The following is a 21,167-nucleotide window of genomic DNA, read 5'->3' on the forward strand; positions in this document are numbered from 1 at the left end:
AATATTTCGTTAATTTTTAATATCTTCAAATCGATAATCAAACCAAAACAACTTACAGATAATGAAAACCAAATTGACTATAAGCCTTTTAACAGTATCATTAGGATTGACGGCATGCCATTCAAGCCCTGCCAATTCGACCTCAGGTTCGGATAGTAGTGCGAATGCTCCGATGGATACAACAAGCTATCCTGCTGTAGAAACTCAAAAGGGAAACACAAATTATAAACCGGCATTTGCAGGACAAACTAGAATTCAGGGTGCAAAAACCACCACACCTTATGACGGTAAAGTGATTGCAGAGGGATTAAAATCACCTTGGGGCATCACCGCAATGCCTGATGGCCGATTATTGATATCAGAGAAAGAGGGCGATTTCCGAATTGTAACAGCAGAAGGGAAATTAAGTGAACCAATCAAGGGTTTACCTCAGGTCAATAGCAGTGGGCAAGGAGGACTTTTGGGGGTACGACTTGATCCAAATTTCGAGTCAAACCGTATGGTATATTGGGTTTTTTCCGATAATACAGCCGCCGGAACATTAACTGCTGTTGCAAAGGGAAAACTATCGGCCGACGAAAAATCCATAGAAGGTGCTAAGGTGATCTATCAAGCCACTCCTGCTCACAAAGGCAACTTGCATTATGGCGGACGCATTATATTTGACAAACATGGAAATATTATTGTCAGCACAGGCGAGAGGTCTGATTTGGTTACAAGACCTCTGGCGCAAGATTTAAATGCAGCATTAGGAAAGATTTTACGTATTACCACCGATGGAAAACCTGCCCAAGGGAACCCATTTTTGGGCAAATCGAATGCACGTCCTGAAATTCTCAGCTATGGGCATCGCAATCCTCAGGGACTCGCCTTACATCCAGAAACTGGCGATCTTTGGGAAACGGAATTTGGTCCACGTGGAGGTGATGAATTGAATAGAATTGAATCTGGTAAGAATTATGGCTGGCCAACGATTACGTATGGCATAGAATATAAAGGGGATAAAGTTGGTGAGGGTATACAGCAAAAAGATGGATTAGAACAACCCGTTTATTACTGGGATCCTGTCCTCTCTCCGAGTGGAATTACTTTCTATACTGGGCAAAACATTCCAGAATGGAAGAATAATCTCTTCATTTGCGGACTAAGCAGCATGCATATTGCTAGAATTATACTAAAGGATAACAAGGTGGTTGGGGAAGAGCGTCTATTAGGTAATGAAGGACAGCGATTTAGAGATATTACACAGGGTCAAGATGGTGCTTTGTATGCTATAACAGACCTCGGAAAATTATATAAAATTGATAAAAAATAAATGCACTAATCTAAAGCAGCCCTTTCCCACGGGGCTGCTTTTTTCAATTAGACTTGAATTATATTCACAAATAGCCGCAGTAGAGAGGTAGTTATTTAGCCAAAAATGGCAAATAATAGAATTTGGCTCGATTATTGATATTATACATAGTGTATCAATAAATTATTATATGGTTAAAAAAGAAAAAATGAAAAAATTATTAGAGATCAATCCCTTGTCGTTCTACATGACTAATTGGGGATTCGTAAACAACACTACGCCAAAAAGAACGCGCAAAACCTGCCAACCTTCTCCAAAAATTTAAGCGTTCTAGCTTAAATACTTCAATTAAATTTTATTAAAATCATCTGCTGATATCCTCCATACGGATATTAAGTAAGAGATTTATTTCTTTTACTAACATCCGTATGGCGAGGTATCAACCTATGCGAAAAAAAATGCCAATATGATTACTATAATGATACAAGCAATCATAATGTATTTATTCAATTGGCTATTTTTCTCTCCTTCGTCACTTTTATAGTGATAATCTCGTTTATTTGGCAAATTCATAAGCTTGTTTTTATTCATGATGAAGTTAACAACTTTTTTCCATATTATTCGTGATGATAAGGCTCGCCCTTCATGATGGAAAAAGCTCGATATAGCTGCTCTGTAAAAAACAATCTTATCATTTGGTGGGAAAATGTCATTTTGGATAGCGAGATTTTTGACTTCGCTCGATCATAAATTTTTTGATCGAAACCATAAGGCCCTCCAATGACAAACACCAGATGTTGGACACTTTGTATCATCATCTTCTCCAGATAAGCAGAAAACTCTAAGGACCTAAATTCTTTTCCATGTTCATCCAACAGAGCAACAAAATCCTGGGGCTGCAGTTGCTTTAAAATCAAAAGGGCTTCCTTGTCTTTCTGCTGTTCAGCAGAAAGACTCTTAACATTTTTGATATCGGGAAGAACAACAATACTAAAGTTGACATAAAACTTTAATCGCTTAGTGTATTTTTCAATTCCCTCAAGCAGGTATTTTTCATCCGTCTTACCTATGCAAAGTAATGTTATCTTCATCTAGACATTTTATAAGTGTTGCAATAAAATAGCGCTTGTCTTGTTTCCGACACTTTTAAATCGGATCACAACATTTAGCCAAGCCCTAAAATCTTAATAAATTGGGTATGTGTACAAATTAAGTAAAGTTCTAATTTATTTAAAATAAAGCCAATCAAAAAGGCAAGAATTGTTCACTCCGATTGTTCCTATCTTCATTCACTTTTCATCTATTCTGCATTTAACAAGTGTATCAAATAAACCACAGCATATACAGACAATTGACGGATACTCATACCCTACCTCGATAACAAGCCTCCCCCCACATAAGCAGTATAAGGCGCATGACCGTTTTAAACGAAAAAACCGAATTTAAATCATTCGGTTTTTTATTATTAGGAATACATATGTAAAATTAATCACTAAAATGGTGCATCATCGGGCATATCATTCATTCGAGATGGCATGGTAATACCGCCACTGAAACCTCCAGCACTAAAATCATCAGCAAAGTTTGGTGATGGGTTCAATGCCGAAGCAGAAAATGTAGCAGGTGCATCACCGAATCCATCGCCCCCACCCATACCAGAAAACTCATCTTCTAAATCCACAAACTTTACAAATTTACCGACAAAACGAAGTGGAACAATTCCGGTCTCACCATTACGATGCTTGGCGATAATAACTTCGCCGACACCAGCGGTAGGACGCCCTTCTTCATCTTCTGTTAAGCCGTAATATTCTGGTCTATATAAGAAAAGTACCATATCCGCATCCTGCTCAATAGATCCAGACTCCCTTAAATCGGATAACATAGGACGTTTGCTATTACCTGGCCTTGATTCCACCGCACGACTCAATTGCGACAATGCAAGCACAGGAATATTTAATTCTTTTGCAACAGACTTCAACGCACGAGAAATACTACCAATCTCTTGTTCACGGTTACCACCACCTTTACCTTCAGCTTTTCCGTGCATCAACTGCAAGTAATCGACAATCACCATTTGAATGTCGTATTGTGCTTTTAGACGCCTACATTTTGCTCTAAATTCAAACACATTCAATGCCGGAGTATCATCAATAATAATAGGCGCATCAGTCAACCGTCCGATTCGCGAATGTAATTGTTGCCATTCATGATCAGCTAGATTTCCTTTTTTCAATTTTTCTTGCTCAATTTCGGTTTCACCGGCGATAAGACGATTGACTAGCTGAACCGATGACATCTCCAACGAGAATACAGCAACTGCTTTGCCGTGCTCCACAGCGGCGTTACGTGCAACGGAAAGTACGAATGCCGTCTTTCCCATGGCTGGACGTGCCGCAATAATTACAAGATCAGAAGGTTGCCACCCTGAGGTCATTCGATCCAATGCAGTTAGGCCTGAAGGTACACCCGTCAGACCATCAGTACGATCTCGAAGCATTTCAAGATTTGAAATCGCTTCACGCATAATATCATCCATCTTTCTCGAATCTCGTCGTAGGTTATTCTGCGCGATATCAAATAAGCTTTTCTCAGCATGATCTAAAAGATCGAAAATATCTGAGGTCTCATCATATGAACTATTAATAATTTCGGTCGAAACTTTAATAAGTTCGCGTTGAATATATTTTTGAGAAATGATACGTGCGTGATATTCAATATTAGCAGCCGATACGACTCGATCCGTCAACTGTGTAATGTAATAAGCACCACCGACCATCTCAAGGGCGCCCATCCGTCTAAGTTCAGAAGTAACGGTTAAAATATCAATTGGGGAAGTTTTTTGAAAAAGACCAAAAATCGCTTCAAAGATCTTTTGATGTGATTCCTTATAGAACGATTCCGGTTTCAGAATATCGATAATCTCACTCAGCGCATTCTTTTCAAGCATTAAAGCACCCAAAACAGCCTCCTCTAAATCTACTGCCTGCGGCGGAAGTTTGCCCAAACCGCTCACCAAATTATTTAATTTGGTACGGCGCTCACCATAACTTCCCCGTTTGTTATTATCCGTATTATTCGCTTCAAAATTACTGTCGTTCATCATGATATTATATCAGAAATATAGCTTTGCTATCCTTACAAATTCTAGATAGGATAACAAATGTATAAAAAATAAAATTCACCACCATGCATAGTTACACACAGCAAAATTTAAAGAACAGCATCTAAACCTCAAAAAGCTTTGAAGAACACAGTTTTATACCGACAGTTTTCAACATGTACTGTTGAAAAAATGTTGAAAACAAAAAAATAACACTAAAAACCAGTACATTAATAAATGTTAATAACTTAAGTTATTGTGAATAAGCAAAATGATACTGAATAAATCAATAGCTGCCACTATCATCGAAACAAACTCACTTTTGCATAAAACAAATCCCTTTTTAAGCACTAAAAAATATTCATATATCGTATCTTTGTAAAATGACGCACGACTCCTCAACATTAAAACCCTATAAAGACACCAAGGATGGGAAGAAAAAACAGGTAGCAGATATGTTTGATAACATTTCCCATTCCTATGATTTCTTAAACCATTTCCTGTCTTTGGGAATCGACATTATCTGGCGCAAAAAAGCCATCAACGCTTTGAAATCCATAAAACCGCAACTGATGTTGGATGTAGCGACAGGAACCGGTGATTTTGCATTGGAATCAATTAAAATCTTGAATCCAAAAAAGATTATCGGAGTTGATATATCCCAAGGAATGCTTGAGGTGGCTAAGAAGAAGATAACCAGTAAGGGCTTGGGCAATCAATTTGAAGTTGCACTAGGTGATTCTGAGAGGCTTCAGTTTGAAGATAACACGTTCGACGCTGTCACAGTAGCTTTCGGAGTCCGAAACTTTGAAAATTTAGAAAAGGGGCTGTCAGATATTTACCGCGTATTAAAACCAGGTGGAAAGGCTGTCATTTTAGAATTTTCAAATCCTAAAAAATTCCCCATTAAGCAACTCTACAATTTTTATTTCAAGTTTATCACGCCGACCATTGGAAAATTTTTTTCAAAAGATTCCAGCGCGTATGAATACCTACCAGAATCTGTTGCTCAATTTCCGGATGGACAAAAATTCGTTGCTATCAACAAAAAGGCAGGTTTCAATGAAACTATTGTTAGACCGCAAACATTCGGTATCTGTACGATTTACATTGCTACAAAATAGCGCAATGCTGCTACTATTGTTTGAGTTGATCTAATTACATTTTATTATCAAAGAGTGAGAATATATGACTAAAACAGTTTTTATCACAGGAGCAAGTTCTGGAATCGGTCAGGCCTGCGCTGAGCTACTAGCGAAAGAGGGCTACAATCTTTTACTCTGCGCCCGTAGGCTAAATCGTTTAGAAAAATTAAAAGATACTCTTCTTGCTGCCTACCCGACAATTCAAATCCATATTTTTGAACTTGATGTTCGAGATGCAGAGCAGGTTGCCCATCAAATTGATGGTCTACCTTCAGCGTGGAAAAATATAAATATTCTAATCAACAATGCGGGTTTGAGCCAAGGATTGGATCCGATTCAAAATGGAGATATCGGAGATTGGGATAGAATGATTGATACGAATATAAAAGGCTTACTCTATGTGAGTAAATCTGTAATACCACTTATGGATGCTGGAAACGGTGCTCATATTGTCAATTTGGGATCTATTGCAGGAAAAGAAGTTTATCCGAATGGAAATGTATACTGCGCCACTAAACATGCTGTTGATGCGTTGACCAAAGCCATGCGCATTGACTTGCTGCCTCAAGGAATTAAAGTAACGTCCATCGACCCTGGAATGGTCGAGACGGAGTTTTCAGAAGTTCGTTTCCACGGAGATCGCGAAAAAGCTAAAAATGTGTATAATGGTGTGCAACCCCTAACAGGAAAAGACATTGCCGAAACCATCCTTTTTGTCATTACTAGACCTGCGCATGTCAATATCAACGATCTATTAATAATGCCTACTGCACAAGCTACGGGCACCATTGTCAATCGAAAATAAATTAAATATCATGTCATTAGAAATACAAATAAATCAAGACATTAAGGCAGCAATGATCGCAAAAGACACGGCAAAATTACGTGGTTTACGAGCAATTAAAGCAGCAATTCTCTTAGCGAAAACAGAAAAAGGTCATGCAGAAGATCTTAGCCAGGAGGCGGAGATTAAAGTGTTACAAAAACTTGTCAAACAACGTCGCGAATCTGCTGAAATTTATAAGACGCAAAACCGTGAAGATCTGTATGAAATTGAAGTCGAGGAAGAAAAAGTAATTGAGACTTACCTACCCAAACAATTAAGTAAAGAAGAAGTTGAGACCGTCGTCAAAGCAATTATCGCTGAAACAGGGGCTTCTTCCATTAAAGATATGGGTAAAGTAATGGCAGCAACAAATCAAAAGCTTGCAGGACAAGCTGATGGCAAAACAATCTCTGAAGTCGTTAAAAGTCTTCTCGCATAAAAGTTTTCAAATCACTAGTGTCAAATTAAATCGGGTATGTCTTCCCTGATATATCGATTTAATTTGACTCTTTTTTTATTTCAATTATGGATTTTCAATGGAATCTCAAGAAATTTGACCAACTCAATACGAAAGAATTGTATCGCATCTTAAAGCTTCGAATGGATGTTTTTGTTTTGGAGCAAAAATGCTTATACCCTGAATTGGACGATAAAGATTTCGCTTGTCTTCATCTTTGGACGGAGCAAAATGATCAAATTATGGCATACACCAGATTGGTTCCCCCCGGGCTTTCCTACCCACAAGCGTCCATTGGACGGGTCATTGTCGCAGAGCAGGCTCGTGGAACAGGACTAAGTCAACAATTAATGAATCAGTCGATTACCATTCTCTACGAAGAGTTTGGTGCAGGCGAGATACAGATAGGTGCGCAATTTCATTTAAAATCTTTTTATGAAAAGCTAGGATTTAAACAAATTTCCGACCCCTACCCCGATTATGGAATTCTACATATTGATATGATCAAACCCTCAATTTAGTGAATTTAGGCATGCAAAATTTTGTTATTATCACAGCCGCCCTACTTGGTGGTATTGCTATTATCCTCGGTGCTTTTGGAGCCCATGCATTCAAAAAAATCTTATCAGCTGAGAAGATCGAGTCGTTTGAAGTAGGCGTTCGCTATCAAATGTATACTGCGCTAACCCTATTGGCTTTGGGATTTAATCTTTCCTTTGAATATCAATCTGAAAGAGTTGCATTTTATCTCTTCACTTTGGGAACTATCTTATTTTCCGGAAGTATCTATTTTTTATCGTTCGCCGAGTATTGGAGGAAGAATCTTAAGTTTCTTGGTCCGATTACGCCACTTGGCGGATTGCTTATGATCGCTGGTTGGGTTGTTATTATCATTCGCTTTTTGTAAATTTGAATTACATATGGCAATGATGTCTGCCCTGAACCGCCTTAAGAAGCTGATGACGTCTACTATTTTAATATAAAAAGACAATTTTATATAAAGTGTAGAGTGATGGCTATAATACATTTAAATCAAAGCAATCTTCATTTTTTTCTTAAATGGCTTATCTCCTGTAGTGTGATAGGTTGTATCGTAGGATCTATTTGTGCGTTTTTTCTCTTTTCCCTCAATTGGGTAACGCATTACCGAGAAGCTCATCCTTTGATAATTTATGGCCTTCCTTTAGCGGGACTAGTTATCGCGTTATCCTATACGTATTGGGGTAATACATCAAGCAAAGGGAATAACCTGCTCATTGAAGAATACCTTCATCCTCAGCGCCGCATCCCCCTTATTATGGCCCCTTTAGTTTTATTCGGCACTTTGTTGACTCACTTGTTTGGCGGCTCGGCAGGCCGTGAAGGAACAGCTGTACAGATTGGAGGAGCGATTTCCGATCAGCTCAATCGCTGGTTTGACTTCGATAAAACTGAACGCCGTATATTGATATCTATCGGAATCACCGCTGGCTTTGCGGCTGTCTTTGGCACTCCCCTTGCCGGAACGATATTTGGACTGGAAGTTTTACTTATTGGAAAAAAAAGGCATTTTGGTATTCTTCCCTGTTTATTCACCGCTTATTTAGCGAATTTCAGCTGTCAATTGTGGAATATCCCACACACTCATTATCCAATTCATGGGGCTATTCCCGCACTATCCTTGACCAATATTGGATTTAGCCTTATCGCAGGCATCCTATTTGGTATTACTGCATGGCTTTTTAGATGGAGTGGTGACTTCTTTAGTCTGCAATTCAAACGGATTAAATCCACGCTGCTTAAACCGGCGTTAGGTGGTATTATTTTGGTAATCATTATTACTTTATTTCACATCAACAGCTATATTGGACTTGGTATTCCAACAATTCAGAATGCATTTGTAAATCAGTCGAACTATTATGATTTTATCATCAAATTGCTTTTAACAACTTTCACCCTTTCTGCTGGCTTTAAAGGTGGAGAAGTCACGCCACTTTTCTTTATCGGAGCAACTTTAGGAAGCGCATTAAGCATGATTATTCCGCTTCCAGTCGCCCTCTTGGCTGCGATGGGATTCGTTGCTGTATTTTCAGGTGCTACAAATACGCCCCTCGCCTGTATTGTCATGGGCTATGAACTATTTGGGATTCAACCTATTTCATTTATAGCAATAGCATGTATAGTCGCTTTTATATTTTCAGGAAAAAAAGGAATTTATATTGCGCAAAAAGGCGGTTTAAAGGAAAGAATCTACCGAAGACTCAATTTATAAACAGGATCTGTGCTTTCGAGCGCTATACATTTAATAACGATAGTCAATAGCAACCGCCTTAACTACAAACGCATCTTTCAACAAACGCCCTTTTTAAAGCAGGCATAAATAAATGGTTTAGTGGAGGAAGTTCACTAACAGAAAAAGAAATTATTCGGTAAAAAGAGCCTAAAGTAAGCGGTATGATTTAGGCTCTTCATGGTTGACTTTAGCATCGAGCTATAATAACTTTCCCTGCAAAAAGAAAGCAGCGACAGTAAAATATATGATCAATCCCGAAACGTCCACCAGGGTAGCAACAAATGGTGCCGACGCTGTAGCAGGGTCCAATCCGAACCGACGTAAAATAAATGGAATAAACGAACCTGACAGCGTTCCCCATAGAACGATAAACAATAGGGAAACTGCTACCGTAAAACCAATGGCAATCCAATAGGGACCATAATCATACAGACCTAGAAAATGCCAGGCCAATATCCGTAGAAAACCGATCGTCCCCAATATCCCCCCTAGAATCAAACCTGACGAGACTTCGCGCTTCATCACGTACCACCAATCCTTAAGCTTTAATTCTCCTAGCGCCATTGCACGGATAATTAACGATGCGGCCTGCGATCCGGAATTACCACCACTGGATATAATTAAGGGAACAAATAGCGCTAGCACAACGGCCTTTTCCAATTCCCCTTCAAAAAAACCCATTGCTGAGGCTGTAAGCATCTCACTAAAAAATAAGATGATCAACCAGCCGGCTCTTTTTTGAATCAATTGTAATAAAGGGGTTTTGGTATACGCCAGATCTAGTTCTTCCATTCCTCCAAATCGCTGTATATCTTCTGTGTCTCGATCTTCAATTCGGTCTAGCACATCATCGAATGTGACAATTCCGACTAATACGCCAGCTTCTGTGATGATAGGCAAAGCGCTTCGGTCATATTTTTGAAAAATCTCGAAAGCTTCCTCCATTGGTGTTGAAGCTTTAATCGCTGCAAAATTATAGTCAATTAAATCAGAAATCTTTGTCGAAGAATCTGATAGCAGTAATTGACCAATTTTCAAATCATCGATCAACACGTTTTTCTCATCAACAACATAAATAAAATTGAGCGTTTCAGCCTTTTTTCCAAACACCTTAATATGTCGAAAGACGTCGTCAACTGTATAATAAGGGCGAACTTGCACATACATTGGCGTCATTAGACGGGCGATACTATCCTCCTTATAACCAATCAGCTCTAAGGCCATTTGCTTTTCGCGCTCATTTAAAAGATTGATCAGGTATTTAATTAAATCATCAGGCAGTTCCGACAATAGGTCATTACGGGTATCTGGTTTTAAATTATTCAGCAATTCGGAGAGTTCATGTTCCGTCATTGATTTGATCAATGTGTATTGAACATCCAATTCAAGAAAACAAAAGATTTCCAACCTATCCTCCAAAGGATAATTTATAAATTGCTGATGTTGTTCGCCTTTGCTTAAACGCGAGATTTCTTCCGCGATATCGGCTGGGTGTAATGCTGAATTTTGTTCCATTGGAAGATAATTAATGGATTTAGGGCAAAAGTAGCTTATTTTGTATTATTTCCAACAAATAGAAACACTATTTTTCTAAGGATAATTGGGGCTAATAAAGCCTTAAATCCCCTAATACTGCGTGGACGGATGTATTTGGTTTAATAGCGCTATAGATTTTACAATAGCTTAAAAATTAATTAATCCAGGCGCCAGCTCCACTGGCTCTAGGCCAGGCCTAAAAAGCAACGCAGCCAAATTACCTTGCAGCTGTATTTTTCCATTATTTACATGCAACCAGCTACCTTCACGTAAACCAATGACGGGCTGCGTATTCAGCTGATGAAATTCCTTAATTCGCATTTCTCTCGTTTCCCCTCGATGTGTGGACTTTGGATCTGGATCCAAATAATGTGGATTGATATTAAATGGTAAAAAACCAAGCGCATCAAAGCTGGGCGGATAAACAATAGGCATGTCATTTGTAGTTCCAATAGTCAGCCCTGTTAAATTGGAACCCGCTGATGTGCCAACATATGGAATTCCCTTTGCTACTTTTACACGCAATTGCTGGACTAAATCCAGTTCATAAAGGGTTTTTAATAGTAAAAATGTATTCCCGCCGCCAATAAAAATAGCCTTTGCATCTTGAATTGCTTTCTTCATATTCGCGAACTGGTGCAATCCCGTGACGTTTACCCCCCTATCTGTTAAGGCTTCTTGAACTTTAGCCGTATAGGCATCCAATGAGATGCCCGAAGGTCTCGCAAAAGGGATAAACAATAATTCGTCTGACTGAATAAATTCGACAAAGTCGTGCTTAATATATTCTAAAAACTCACTACCATAAATTGTACTTGTGCTTACGACCAATAACTTATATGCTGGATTAATCTTCATCTTCTTTCGTTAAAACATTAAACAAAAAGTACCTTTAGCTTTGTCAAATGCGAAGCCAAAGGTACAGTTTTCGTTGCTTATTGTATCCTATTTCTTATCAGCAGTCTTTTTTTCTGCACCCAATCTTTTATTTTCTTGTAGCGCTTTATGTAAAAGATATTCTATCTGCCCATTCACACTTCTAAACTCATCCGCCGCCCATTTTTCTAATGCTTTGTACATTTGATCGTCTAAGCGCAGCATAAAGTTTTTCTTATCCGCCATTCTATTTCGTTTATTGGTACAACGTACCTGTATTCACAATTGGTGTCGCTGCTTTCTCTCCACAGAGTACCACCATTAAATTGCTGACCATCGCCGCTTTTTTCTCATTATCTAGCACTACGATATCCTTTTCTGACAACTTATTTAAGGCCATCTCGACCATCCCAACAGCTCCATCCACAATTTTTGCCCTTGCTGCCACAATAGCTGCTGCTTGTTGCCTTTGAAGCATTGCGCCGGCTATTTCAGAAGCATAAGCCAAATGACTTATTCTTGCCTCCTTAATAATAACCCCAGCTGGTGCCAAACGATCCGACAATTCTTGTTCAAGAATATGGTTTACGGTATCTCCACCCTCTCGTAAAGTAATTTCAGCACCTTCATCCTCAAGATTATCATACGGGAAACTGCCAGCCAAATGTCTTACGGCTGCTTCACTCTGTGTACGCACATATGAGGTGTAATTACTTACATCATAGGCGGCTTTATAGGTGTCTCCTACTTGCCAAACAATCACGGCCCCAATCTCTATAGGATTTCCCATCTTGTCATTTACTTTCAGTGTCTGGCCCTGCAAATTATCTGAACGAAGACTTATCCGTATAGTCGAATACAGGGGATTGACAAAGAAAAGACCATTCTCTTTTACTGTACCAACATATTTTCCGAAGAAATTTAATACACGGGAATGATTTGGATTAATGATCATTAATCCTTTCAGAATAAAAAAAGTAGCGATCATCAACACTACTCCCAATACGACATACAGTGAGCTTTCTTCTACGTTAGCAAATGAAAATATTGCTGCGACAAAAGAGAAAACAGCAATCAATAAAGCTAAATAGCCTGACATAGGTTTAATAAGTTTTTCCATAATTTTTTAATATATATTTGATATCATTTTAATATCATAAATATACTATTATTTTTTTCATATGTCAAATGAAATTTTAAAATTACTATTTTTGGTTATGCTCAAAAGATCCTTTCAGCCTATAGTAAGTTCGACTACCCAGATCCTCATCCTTGGCTCGTTACCCGGAGATAAATCGCTTGTGGAAAATGAATATTATGCGCATCCCCAAAATCGATTTTGGAAAGTCATCAAATATCTGTTCAACGCACCGGAGCTAATAAATTATACCGACCGGATAGGTATCTTACTTAGAAACAATATTGGTCTTTGGGATGTTTGTGCTGAAGCCTCTCGTCCTGGAAGCATGGATTTAGCCATACAAAATGAACGCCCCAATCCGATCGCAGAGCTGCTAGAAACCCACACTTCAATCAAACATATTATCTTTAATGGACAAAAAGCATACAGTTTGTATCTGAAGCATTTCGAAAAAAAGGCAGGCATTATTTATAGCTGTTTACCAAGCACAAGTCCAGCTAATGCAAAAAGCAATCTCGAAAATTTGATTGAACACTGGCGTATAATAATAAGTGATTAAATTACACGAATTAGATTCATTAATTCAGTCCTATTGCTTATTTTTGCCGTAAGATGTCAGATTTAAAATACAATCAACGCGGCGTATCCGCAGGGAAAGAGGATGTGCACAATGCGATAAAAAACATAGATAAGGGACTGTTTCCCAAAGCATTTTGCAAAATAATTCCAGATATTTTGGGTGGAGATCCAGAATGGTGCAATATAATGCATGCTGATGGGGCTGGCACCAAATCTTCATTGGCATATGTATACTGGAAAGAAACCGGTGATATTTCTGTTTGGAAAGGTATTGCGCAAGATGCTATCATCATGAATATTGATGACCTCCTCTGTGTCGGGGCTGTTGACAATATTCTTCTCTCCTCCACGATTGGCAGAAATAAAAACCTCATTCCTGGAGAAGTGATTGCGGAAATTATCAATGGTACAGAAGAAATCCTTTCTGAGCTTCGCGAATTGGGAATCGGCATCTATTCTACTGGTGGTGAAACGGCTGATGTTGGTGACCTGGTTCGCACCATCATTGTGGATAGTACTGTAACCTGTCGGATGAAACGTGAAGATGTTATTTCAAATCATCGTATCAAAGGCGGCAACGTCATTGTTGGATTAGCGTCCAATGGAAAAGCGACTTATGAACAGACCTACAATGGCGGAATGGGTTCCAATGGACTAACTTCTGCACGTCATGATGTATTTAACAAAAAAGTAGCTGAAAAATATCCTGAAGCATATGATCCAGCTGTTCCTTACGAACTAGTTTTCGCGGGAAGCCAAGATCTTACAAATGAAATCGAAGTTGAAACCGGAGAAAAAATAACTGCGGGTAAGCTTGTTCTTTCAGCGACGCGTACTTATGCGCCTGTTATCAAACAAATACTAGACAAGTATCGTTCTCAAATTGACGGGATGGTGCATTGCTCTGGTGGAGCGCAAACAAAGGTCTTACACTTTGTGGATAATGTGCACGTCATCAAAGATAATCTTTTCCCGATCCCACCTCTTTTTGAATTAATACAGAAAGAATCCAATACAGACTGGAAAGAAATGTACAAAGTATTCAATATGGGACATCGTATGGAATTATATGTACCTGAATCGATTGCATCGGATATCATTGCTATTTCAGAATCATTTGGCATTCCGGCTCAAATCATAGGTCGCGTGGAAGAATCTACTGCTAAAAAAGTTACTATAACCTCTCCTTACGGAGAATTTATCTACGAATAAAAGATTTTTATCCCTGTCCCCTGCTTATACATGGGACAGGGCTATATTTTTCAATTTGGTATAAATGAAAGAAAAACTTCTTGTGGGCTGGAAAGAGACCCTTGATTTACCTGAATTGGGAATATATGGTATAGAAGCAAAAGTCGATACCGGCGCTGCTTCATCGGTACTACACTGCAACTCGTACAAGGTGGTTAAGGAAGATGGTCAGGACTGGATTATCTGCGAACTTATCATAAATTTTGAGACAAAAGAAACAAAAACGCTCAAGTTAAAACTCTATAGAACAAAACTTGTAAAAAGTTCATTCGGTCAAGAAGAAAAGCGCTTCTATATCCGCACAACAGCTGAATTATACAATCAGGTATTTAACATTAAGATCTCGTTTAGAAATCGATCTCAGATGACTTATCCCATGCTTTTGGGTAAAAATTTCTTATACAAAAGATTTTTGGTTGATGTTTCCAAAGAAAATCTATCCAGGAAGACCCTGGTAAAATAAAACAAATAGCCAAGCTATTTTGTTATCTTAGCACAAAATATACTCAATATACAAATCGTGAAAATTGCCGTATTATCGACAGTAAAGAGTTTATACTCAACTCGTCGTCTCGTAGAAGCCGCACAACAAAGAGGGCATGAATGTGTCGTCATTGATCACAGCAAGTGTTATGTCGGTATTCAGCAAGGTAAACCCAGCATCCATTACAAAGGACAGGATCTTAGTGATATTGACGCGATCATTCCTCGCATAGGAGCTTCAGTAACATTCTATGGATCTGCAATTGTAAGACAATTTGAGGTCATGGATGTTATTTCTGCCAATCCCAGTCAAGCCATCACCCGATCGCGGGACAAATTAAGATGTCTACAAATTTTATCCGGAGCAGGTATCGGACTCCCGATTACAGGCTTTGCACGCACAGCCTCCGATGTAGATGATCTCATCAGTATGGTTGGCGGAGCACCTTTAGTCATAAAACTATTGGAAGGAACTCAAGGTATCGGTGTTGTACTTGCTGAAACTAAGAAAGCTGCGTCTTCTGTTATTGAAGCGTTCTATGGTCTTGGCAACAATATTCTTATCCAAGAGTTCATAAAAGAATCTAAGGGCTCTGATATTCGCGCATTCGTGGTGGACGGCAAAGTTGTAGGTGCAATGAAACGCACAGCTAAGGAAGGTGAGTTTAGATCTAATATACACCGTGGTGGAACAGCTCAGATTATCCGGTTAAGTAAAGCCGAAAGAGAAACAGCAGTTGCTGCAGCGGCACAATTGGGACTTACAGTTTGTGGGGTGGATATGATCCCTTCAGATCGCGGTCCTTTAGTACTCGAGGTTAATTCATCTCCTGGTTTGGAAGGTATTGAGAAAGCAACCAAAAAGGATATCGCCTCCGAAATAATACAATACATTGAAAGACAATACGAGTTAAAGCAAGCTCACATGCCTAAAGTTGTCAAGAAAAAGAAAAAAAGAGAAAGTAAATTGTAATGATAAAAAATAGTGGAACGTTGGGCTAATACTTGTTGTATCAGCCCATTTTCCTTTATATACTATTTCACTTTCATTACCATATTGTCTGCCCCTTGTGTAGACACTTTCACCTGTCCAGATTTATTTTTTGTAGACTTGTAATGAACATGGTTTTTGATCCCCTCAATTTGAACAGTCTCTACTGAGCCAATATTAACCATATTGTCTGAGCCTTCTATCGTAATTGCGGCAATATCATTCCCCGTTACCATATTCCCTTTCCCTTCAATAATCAATTTGCTCACATTGCCACGGATGGCCACTTTATTGTCAGCTCCAATTATTTGCACGACCTCTCCTGCTTTGGCCTCTATCGTACGGTTATTGTTCACGCCTTCAATCAAGATGACTTTTGCTTGCTGATTAACAACAACGTTGTTTACAGCCTAGGAAGATGGCTCCATAGCTGCAATCATCACGCTCCCGGCCAATAGAAGCGAAAATCTAAATATAATTGTTCTTAAGTTCATCATTTGCTTTTTTATAGATTAGCAAAAATCAAACCTAATTTAAAATACCACAGGGAGAGGAGCGATAATATATTATTGTAATTCTTTTAAAAGTAGCCTTAGGCAATTGGAAATAAAATCAAGTATAGCATTGAGTTAGGTCCTTAAAACAAAAAAGGAGCCTAAAAGGCTCCTTTAATATCTCTAACAAATTGATAGCGGATTAAAAACTCTATTTTACTGCGTCTACAACTGCTTTGAAAGCTTCTGGGTTATTTAAAGCTAAGTCAGCTAAAACCTTACGGTTCAAACCAATATTTTTAGCATTTAATTTACCGATCAATTGGGAATAAGAAATTCCGTGTTGACGAGCTCCAGCGTTGATACGTTGAATCCATAAAGCTCTAAACTCGCGTTTTTTGGTTTTACGATCGCGGTAAGCGTATTGTAAACCTTTTTCTACTGTATTTTTAGCAATAGTATAAACTTTGCTACGTGATCCAAAGTACCCTTTTGCAAGGCCTAGGATTTTTTTGCGTCTTCTTCTAGAAGCTACTGCGTTAACCGAACGTGGCATATTTTTAAAATTAGTTTGGTAGAAGGTGCCATGTATTTCAATGAACTTACGACCCTGTACCCGGTTAAAAAATTATTATTAAATAAAATCGAATAAAACTTATTTACCGATAGCAAGCATACGTTTTACGTTGCCCATATCGCCATCAGATACATAACTTGTTTGTGTTAAGTTACGTTTACGTTTTGTGCTCTTTTTTGTCAAGATGTGGCTTTTGAAAGCATTTTTTCTTGCAATTTTACCTGTTCCAGTCAATTTGAAACGTTTCTTTGCGCTGGAATTGGTTTTAACTTTTGGCATAATACTTATAAATTTTATATCAATCTGTTAGAATTCTTTTTATTTTTTTGGAGCCTTTGGAGCTACTGTTAAAAACATGCGCTTACCTTCTAATTTCGGTAAAAGCTCTACTTTTCCATAATCTTCCAAAGCCTGAGCAAAGCGTAACAACAAGATTTCACCTTGATCCTTGTGTACAATAGCACGACCTTTGAAGTGTACATAAGCACGAACTTTCTCTCCACTTTCAAGAAACTTAATCGCATGCTTCAATTTGAACTCAAAATCATGCTCACCAGAGTTAGGTCCGAAACGAATTTCTTTAATAACAGTCTGTTTTGCATTAGCTTTGATTTCCTTTTGTTTCTTCTTCTGTTCGTAAACAAACTTACTGTAGTCGATAATCTTACAAACCGGCGGTACAGCATTTGGCGAAATCTCCACTAAATCAAGTTCCAACTCATCAGCCAACTCTAACGCTTTGCGCGTAGGGAAAACTCCTTGTTCCACATTATCTCCCACCAAGCGTACCTCAGGTACCTTGATTAACTCATTAATGCGGTGATCTGGTTCTTTCTTTCTCATTGGTGGTCTTGGACCACCTGGTCTTTTTAATGCCAAATGTTTAAAAATTAAACGGTTATTTCCTTAATTAATATATCTCTAAATGCCTCAGCAGTCATAGTTCCTAATTCCACTGAGCCATGTTTACGTACAGAAACTGTGCCATTTTCTACCTCTTTCTCCCCAACAATCAACATATAAGGAAGCTTTTTCACTTCGGCGTCTCTGATTTTTCTGCCCACTTTCTCGTCACGTAAGTCTATCAGTCCGCGAATATCGGAATTATTTAGCGAATTTAAAACATTTTGCGCATATTCTTCGTATTTTTCTGACACTGGTAAGACGATAAATTGCTCAGGCGCAAGCCATAACGGAAACTGCCCTGCGCAATGTTCAATCAATACAGCCACAAAACGTTCTAAAGATCCAAACGGTGCACGGTGGATCATCACTGGACGATGTTTCATATTGTCACTCCCAGTATACTCTAATTCAAAACGTTCAGGTAAATTATAATCTACTTGTATCGTTCCCAATTGCCACTTACGTCCTAAAGCATCCTTCACCATAAAGTCTAGTTTAGGGCCGTAGAAAGCAGCTTCACCATATTCCACTACCGTTGGTAACCCTTTCTCTTCTGCGGCTTCAATAATTGCAGACTCAGCCAAAGCCCAGTTTTCGTCGGTACCAATATACTTTGTGCGATTCTCAGGATCACGTAACGATACCTGTGCAGTATAATCATTGAATCCAAGCGCGCCAAAGACATAAAGAACTAAATCAATTACTTTTTTAAATTCATCTTTAACCTGATCTGGACGGCAAAACAAATGCGCATCATCCTGAGTAAACCCACGAACCCTTGTTAAACCATGAAGCTCACCAGATTGCTCATAACGATATACCGTACCAAATTCAGCGAAACGGACAGGTAAATCCTTATAAGAACGTGGTTTTACTTTATAAATCTCACAGTGATGCGGACAATTCATGGGTTTCAACAAAAACTCTTCACCTTCTATAGGAGTTTTTATTGGTTGAAATGAGTCTGCACCATATTTCTCATAGTGTCCAGAAGTCACGTAGAGTTGTTTATGTCCAATATGAGGAGTAACAACAGGTTCATACCCTGAGTTCAACTGTGCCTTCTGTAAAAAATCTATAAGCTTTTGACGTAATGCAGCACCTTTAGGCAACCAAAGAGGCAGCCCCGCGCCAACTTTTTCAGAAAAAGCAAAAAGTTCCAACTCTTTCCCCAGTTTACGGTGATCGCGTTTTTTCGCCTCTTCTATAAATTTCAAATATTCTGTAAGCTCCGATGCCTTCGGGAACGTAACACCATAAATTCGTGTCAACTGTTTGCGAGACTCATCACCTCTCCAATAAGCACCGGCAACATTAGTCAATTTAATCGCTTTGATAAACCCAGTATTTGGAATATGAGGGCCACGACATAAATCTGTAAATTCCCCTTGAGTATAGAAAGTAATCTTTCCATCTTCCAAATCTTTGATTAAATCTAGCTTATACTCATCTCCTTTTTCAGTAAAGTAAGCCAATGCATCCGATTTCGAAACAGCTTTACGTTCAAATGTTTCTTTTCGTTTGGCCAGCTCCAGCATCTTGTCTTCGATCGCTTTAAAGTCATCAGACGAGAATTCACGATCACCAAAATCAACATCGTAGTAAAATCCGGTTTCAATCGCGGGACCAATACCAAATTTAATCCCAGGATATAATGCCTCCAAAGCCTCAGCCAATAAGTGGGCTGAAGAATGCCAAAAAGTGGATTTACCTTTGGTATCATTCCAGGTCAATAACTTGACAGTAGCGTCATTTTCAATAGCACGGGCAGAATCCCACACTTCACCATTTACTTCGGCAGCAAGGACGTTTCTTGCAAGCCCCTCTGAGATTGATAACGCAATCTCTGCAGCAGTGATCCCTTGTTGATATGCTCTTACGGAACCATCCGGTAGTGTAATATTAATCATTTACAACTATGATCTTTAAATCGTTAAAAAATAGAAAACATAAAACAACATGTACAATTATGTTATTACACTTATGTTTCAATAAATAAATTGTGTCACAAATTTAGTAAAATTTTTGATAAATAATATGTCTTTGTGCTGAACGGGCCGCTGTACTCGTACCAGCCCTCCTTTCACTCCCGCCCATCAATTAAATACATTACACCTCTTTGGCCTAATTAAAATTGTTCTCTTGCTCATTTCTATTTTACACTCGAGTTGGGCACCGGTATTAATGGCCAAGGAAAGCCACTCACTCCTTGGAGTAAGTTGTAATAATTACTTCGCACCACTTTAAACATTAACAGGGTAATAACAAGGGGTTAACAGGGGTATAACAGGGGGTTAACAGGGGTATACCCTTGTATTCCCCCCGTTATACCCCTGTAAAAAGAGTGTTTTCTCGTTGTTAGTATACTAAGTGGTATCCATTTGGTACGCTGTTGAGATTAGCACTACACCTCCGAAAGCAGTTTATTGTAAAGTAATGTGATAAATAAATCCAATAGTTAATTGGAATGACTAAAAAATGATAGCAAGCCCGATAAAAGCAAGTTGACAAATTGAGCATCTCATTAATATTTGCTACTTTTGCAGACTGAAATTTTAACTATGTCAAATCAAGTACCAGAAGACGGAACACTATTGCCCTTAATGGAAGAATTTTACACTATTCAGGGTGAGGGCTACCACACCGGGACTGCTGCTTATTTCATACGATTGGGGGGCTGCGATGTGGGTTGCCACTGGTGCGATGTAAAGGAAAGCTGGGATGCTTCGATACATCCGCTTACAACAGCAGATTCGATCATCGAAAACGCAAAGAAATATCCTGCGAAAACAGTTGTCATTACAGGTGGAGAACCCCTTATCTATAATTTGGATTACCTAACGAAAGGGCTCCATCAGGCGGGCATTAAGACCTTTATTGAAACCTCGGGTGCGTATCCTCTAAGTGGTGAATGGGACTGGATATGTTTATCGCCGAAGAAATTCAAAGCGCCTCGCAAAGATGTATTAGAAGCTGCTGGTGAACTTAAAGTGATCGTTTTCAATAAAAGCGATTTCGCATGGGGAGAAGAATACGCACAACTCGTTGGACCAAACTGCAGATTATATCTTCAACCTGAATGGTCAAAATCAAAAGAAATGACCCCTTTTATTATTGAATACGTAAAAGAAAATCCGAAATGGGATATTTCGCTACAAACACATAAGTTTTTAAACATTCCCTAATAATTGGATATCTTCTCAATTAGCGGTTACAAAAAAGAGGGTGTCCGAAAA

23 protein-coding genes and 1 riboswitch are annotated in these 21,167 nt (G+C 38.7%); of the genes, 12 read left to right on the forward strand and 11 right to left on the reverse strand.

The genetic code is table 11. From position 1 onward, the window contains the following. Nucleotides 1-61 precede the first annotated feature (61 nt). A complete protein-coding gene (locus B3139_RS01190) occupies nucleotides 62-1,315 on the forward strand; it encodes a PQQ-dependent sugar dehydrogenase (protein WP_293879418.1) in 1,254 nt (417 codons plus the stop codon). Between the two features lie 596 nt (nucleotides 1,316-1,911). Here the strand turns inward: B3139_RS01190 and rlmH are convergent. Continuing rightward, entirely contained in the window at nucleotides 1,912-2,385 is a 474-nt protein-coding gene (rlmH, locus tag B3139_RS01195) for a 23S rRNA (pseudouridine(1915)-N(3))-methyltransferase RlmH (RefSeq protein ID WP_293879419.1), read from the reverse strand. Nucleotides 2,386-2,786: 401 nt separating this feature from the next. Next, complete coding sequence (dnaB, locus tag B3139_RS01200; RefSeq protein WP_370877891.1) at nucleotides 2,787-4,397, reverse strand: replicative DNA helicase; 1,611 nt, start codon at nucleotides 4,395-4,397, stop codon at nucleotides 2,787-2,789. 383 nt (nucleotides 4,398-4,780) lie between these two features. On the opposite strand from dnaB, the gene ubiE reads away from it, so the two are divergent. From ubiE to B3139_RS01230, 6 genes are all read left to right on the forward strand, one after another. Continuing rightward, the gene (gene ubiE / locus B3139_RS01205) at nucleotides 4,781-5,521 is read left to right on the forward strand and encodes a bifunctional demethylmenaquinone methyltransferase/2-methoxy-6-polyprenyl-1,4-benzoquinol methylase UbiE (protein ID WP_293879420.1); all 741 of its coding nucleotides are present in this window, start codon (nucleotides 4,781-4,783) and stop codon (nucleotides 5,519-5,521) included. A 64-nt stretch (nucleotides 5,522-5,585) separates the two neighbouring features. Further along, nucleotides 5,586-6,347: an SDR family oxidoreductase gene (locus B3139_RS01210; protein WP_209574589.1), complete on the forward strand. Its 762-nt coding sequence runs from the start codon at nucleotides 5,586-5,588 to the stop codon at nucleotides 6,345-6,347. Nucleotides 6,348-6,357: 10 nt separating this feature from the next. Then, on the forward strand, nucleotides 6,358-6,807 hold the full coding sequence (locus tag B3139_RS01215) for a GatB/YqeY domain-containing protein (protein WP_293879421.1): 450 nt from the start codon (nucleotides 6,358-6,360) through the stop codon (nucleotides 6,805-6,807). Nucleotides 6,808-6,893: 86 nt separating this feature from the next. Then, nucleotides 6,894-7,346, forward strand: a complete 453-nt coding sequence (locus tag B3139_RS01220) for a GNAT family N-acetyltransferase (RefSeq protein ID WP_293879422.1) — start codon at nucleotides 6,894-6,896, stop codon at nucleotides 7,344-7,346. 11 nt (nucleotides 7,347-7,357) lie between these two features. Then, nucleotides 7,358-7,732 carry a DUF423 domain-containing protein gene (locus tag B3139_RS01225; RefSeq protein WP_293879423.1) on the forward strand — a complete coding sequence of 125 codons (375 nt, stop codon included), beginning with the start codon at nucleotides 7,358-7,360 and terminating at the stop codon, nucleotides 7,730-7,732. Nucleotides 7,733-7,738: 6 nt separating this feature from the next. Then, nucleotides 7,739-7,801, forward strand: a riboswitch (Fluoride riboswitch). Between the two features lie 36 nt (nucleotides 7,802-7,837). Next, nucleotides 7,838-9,076, forward strand: a complete 1,239-nt coding sequence (locus B3139_RS01230) for a chloride channel protein (RefSeq protein ID WP_293879424.1) — start codon at nucleotides 7,838-7,840, stop codon at nucleotides 9,074-9,076. Nucleotides 9,077-9,295: 219 nt separating this feature from the next. Here B3139_RS01230 and mgtE read toward each other — a convergent pair whose 3' ends face one another. The 4 genes from mgtE to B3139_RS01250 form a co-directional block, all read right to left on the reverse strand. Further along, nucleotides 9,296-10,612 (reverse strand): magnesium transporter, encoded by a 1,317-nt coding sequence (gene mgtE, locus B3139_RS01235; protein WP_293879425.1) that lies wholly within the window; start codon nucleotides 10,610-10,612, stop codon nucleotides 9,296-9,298. A 168-nt stretch (nucleotides 10,613-10,780) separates the two neighbouring features. Continuing rightward, nucleotides 10,781-11,491, reverse strand: a complete 711-nt coding sequence (gene pepE / locus B3139_RS01240) for a dipeptidase PepE (protein ID WP_293879426.1) — start codon at nucleotides 11,489-11,491, stop codon at nucleotides 10,781-10,783. A gap of 87 nt (nucleotides 11,492-11,578) precedes the next feature. Continuing rightward, nucleotides 11,579-11,755: a ribbon-helix-helix domain-containing protein gene (locus B3139_RS01245; protein ID WP_153848792.1), complete on the reverse strand. Its 177-nt coding sequence runs from the start codon at nucleotides 11,753-11,755 to the stop codon at nucleotides 11,579-11,581. A 10-nt stretch (nucleotides 11,756-11,765) separates the two neighbouring features. Further along, complete coding sequence (locus B3139_RS01250) at nucleotides 11,766-12,629, reverse strand: SPFH domain-containing protein (protein ID WP_293879427.1); 864 nt, start codon at nucleotides 12,627-12,629, stop codon at nucleotides 11,766-11,768. Between the two features lie 97 nt (nucleotides 12,630-12,726). Between B3139_RS01250 and B3139_RS01255 the strand changes: the two genes are divergently transcribed. The 4 genes from B3139_RS01255 (at nucleotide 12,727) to rimK (ending at nucleotide 15,936) form a co-directional block, all read left to right on the forward strand. After that, entirely contained in the window at nucleotides 12,727-13,209 is a 483-nt protein-coding gene (locus B3139_RS01255; RefSeq protein ID WP_293879428.1) for a DNA-deoxyinosine glycosylase, read from the forward strand. A gap of 53 nt (nucleotides 13,210-13,262) precedes the next feature. Then, entirely contained in the window at nucleotides 13,263-14,441 is a 1,179-nt protein-coding gene (locus B3139_RS01260) for an AIR synthase related protein (protein WP_293879429.1), read from the forward strand. 64 nt (nucleotides 14,442-14,505) lie between these two features. Then, nucleotides 14,506-14,943, forward strand: a complete 438-nt coding sequence (locus B3139_RS01265) for an ATP-dependent zinc protease (RefSeq protein ID WP_293879430.1) — start codon at nucleotides 14,506-14,508, stop codon at nucleotides 14,941-14,943. Nucleotides 14,944-15,000: 57 nt separating this feature from the next. Continuing rightward, nucleotides 15,001-15,936 (forward strand): 30S ribosomal protein S6--L-glutamate ligase, encoded by a 936-nt coding sequence (rimK, locus tag B3139_RS01270; RefSeq protein WP_293879431.1) that lies wholly within the window; start codon nucleotides 15,001-15,003, stop codon nucleotides 15,934-15,936. Between the two features lie 62 nt (nucleotides 15,937-15,998). Here the strand turns inward: rimK and B3139_RS01275 are convergent, their stop codons facing one another. The 5 genes from B3139_RS01275 to thrS all read right to left on the reverse strand — a co-directional run bounded on the left by B3139_RS01275 (nucleotide 15,999) and on the right by thrS (nucleotide 19,841). Then, a complete protein-coding gene (locus tag B3139_RS01275; protein ID WP_293879432.1) occupies nucleotides 15,999-16,310 on the reverse strand; it encodes a DUF3060 domain-containing protein in 312 nt (103 codons plus the stop codon). Nucleotides 16,311-16,659: 349 nt separating this feature from the next. Beyond that, on the reverse strand, nucleotides 16,660-17,004 hold the full coding sequence (gene rplT / locus B3139_RS01280) for a 50S ribosomal protein L20 (RefSeq protein ID WP_046674462.1): 345 nt from the start codon (nucleotides 17,002-17,004) through the stop codon (nucleotides 16,660-16,662). Between the two features lie 99 nt (nucleotides 17,005-17,103). Beyond that, nucleotides 17,104-17,304 (reverse strand): 50S ribosomal protein L35, encoded by a 201-nt coding sequence (gene rpmI, locus B3139_RS01285; protein WP_002993964.1) that lies wholly within the window; start codon nucleotides 17,302-17,304, stop codon nucleotides 17,104-17,106. 39 nt (nucleotides 17,305-17,343) lie between these two features. Continuing rightward, nucleotides 17,344-17,904, reverse strand: a complete 561-nt coding sequence (gene infC / locus B3139_RS01290; RefSeq protein ID WP_075993338.1) for a translation initiation factor IF-3 — start codon at nucleotides 17,902-17,904, stop codon at nucleotides 17,344-17,346. 11 nt (nucleotides 17,905-17,915) lie between these two features. Then, nucleotides 17,916-19,841, reverse strand: a complete 1,926-nt coding sequence (thrS, locus tag B3139_RS01295) for a threonine--tRNA ligase (protein ID WP_293879433.1) — start codon at nucleotides 19,839-19,841, stop codon at nucleotides 17,916-17,918. A gap of 651 nt (nucleotides 19,842-20,492) precedes the next feature. On the opposite strand from thrS, the gene B3139_RS01300 reads away from it, so the two are divergent. Next, nucleotides 20,493-21,116, forward strand: coding sequence for a 7-carboxy-7-deazaguanine synthase QueE (locus B3139_RS01300; RefSeq protein ID WP_293879434.1), 624 nt, complete (start codon nucleotides 20,493-20,495; stop codon nucleotides 21,114-21,116). The last annotated feature ends 51 nt before the right edge of the window (nucleotides 21,117-21,167 follow it).

The sequence above is a fragment of the Sphingobacterium sp. UBA1498 genome, from assembly GCF_002325125.1.
In the GTDB taxonomy this organism is placed as follows: domain Bacteria; phylum Bacteroidota; class Bacteroidia; order Sphingobacteriales; family Sphingobacteriaceae; genus Sphingobacterium.

Excerpts from the sequence above, each read along its gene's own strand:
- rplT (WP_046674462.1), bottom strand. The coding sequence starts at position 17,004 with ATGCCACGTTCGGTTAACGCAGTAGCTTCTAGAAGAAGACGCAAAAAA.
- B3139_RS01260 (WP_293879429.1), top strand. The coding sequence starts at position 13,263 with ATGTCAGATTTAAAATACAATCAACGCGGCGTATCCGCAGGGAAAGAG.
- dnaB (WP_370877891.1), bottom strand. The coding sequence starts at position 4,397 with ATGAACGACAGTAATTTTGAAGCGAATAATACGGATAATAACAAACGG.
- rlmH (WP_293879419.1), bottom strand. The coding sequence starts at position 2,385 with ATGAAGATAACATTACTTTGCATAGGTAAGACGGATGAAAAATACCTG.
- ubiE (WP_293879420.1), top strand. The coding sequence starts at position 4,781 with ATGACGCACGACTCCTCAACATTAAAACCCTATAAAGACACCAAGGAT.
- B3139_RS01220 (WP_293879422.1), top strand. The coding sequence starts at position 6,894 with ATGGATTTTCAATGGAATCTCAAGAAATTTGACCAACTCAATACGAAA.
- B3139_RS01265 (WP_293879430.1), top strand. The coding sequence starts at position 14,506 with ATGAAAGAAAAACTTCTTGTGGGCTGGAAAGAGACCCTTGATTTACCT.
- B3139_RS01210 (WP_209574589.1), top strand. The coding sequence starts at position 5,586 with ATGACTAAAACAGTTTTTATCACAGGAGCAAGTTCTGGAATCGGTCAG.
- thrS (WP_293879433.1), bottom strand. The coding sequence starts at position 19,841 with ATGATTAATATTACACTACCGGATGGTTCCGTAAGAGCATATCAACAA.
- B3139_RS01245 (WP_153848792.1), bottom strand. The coding sequence starts at position 11,755 with ATGGCGGATAAGAAAAACTTTATGCTGCGCTTAGACGATCAAATGTAC.
- B3139_RS01190 (WP_293879418.1), top strand. The coding sequence starts at position 62 with ATGAAAACCAAATTGACTATAAGCCTTTTAACAGTATCATTAGGATTG.
- B3139_RS01250 (WP_293879427.1), bottom strand. The coding sequence starts at position 12,629 with ATGGAAAAACTTATTAAACCTATGTCAGGCTATTTAGCTTTATTGATT.
- B3139_RS01215 (WP_293879421.1), top strand. The coding sequence starts at position 6,358 with ATGTCATTAGAAATACAAATAAATCAAGACATTAAGGCAGCAATGATC.
- mgtE (WP_293879425.1), bottom strand. The coding sequence starts at position 10,612 with ATGGAACAAAATTCAGCATTACACCCAGCCGATATCGCGGAAGAAATC.
- pepE (WP_293879426.1), bottom strand. The coding sequence starts at position 11,491 with ATGAAGATTAATCCAGCATATAAGTTATTGGTCGTAAGCACAAGTACA.
- B3139_RS01225 (WP_293879423.1), top strand. The coding sequence starts at position 7,358 with ATGCAAAATTTTGTTATTATCACAGCCGCCCTACTTGGTGGTATTGCT.
- B3139_RS01300 (WP_293879434.1), top strand. The coding sequence starts at position 20,493 with ATGTCAAATCAAGTACCAGAAGACGGAACACTATTGCCCTTAATGGAA.
- B3139_RS01255 (WP_293879428.1), top strand. The coding sequence starts at position 12,727 with ATGCTCAAAAGATCCTTTCAGCCTATAGTAAGTTCGACTACCCAGATC.
- rpmI (WP_002993964.1), bottom strand. The coding sequence starts at position 17,304 with ATGCCAAAAGTTAAAACCAATTCCAGCGCAAAGAAACGTTTCAAATTG.
- B3139_RS01230 (WP_293879424.1), top strand. The coding sequence starts at position 7,838 with ATGGCTATAATACATTTAAATCAAAGCAATCTTCATTTTTTTCTTAAA.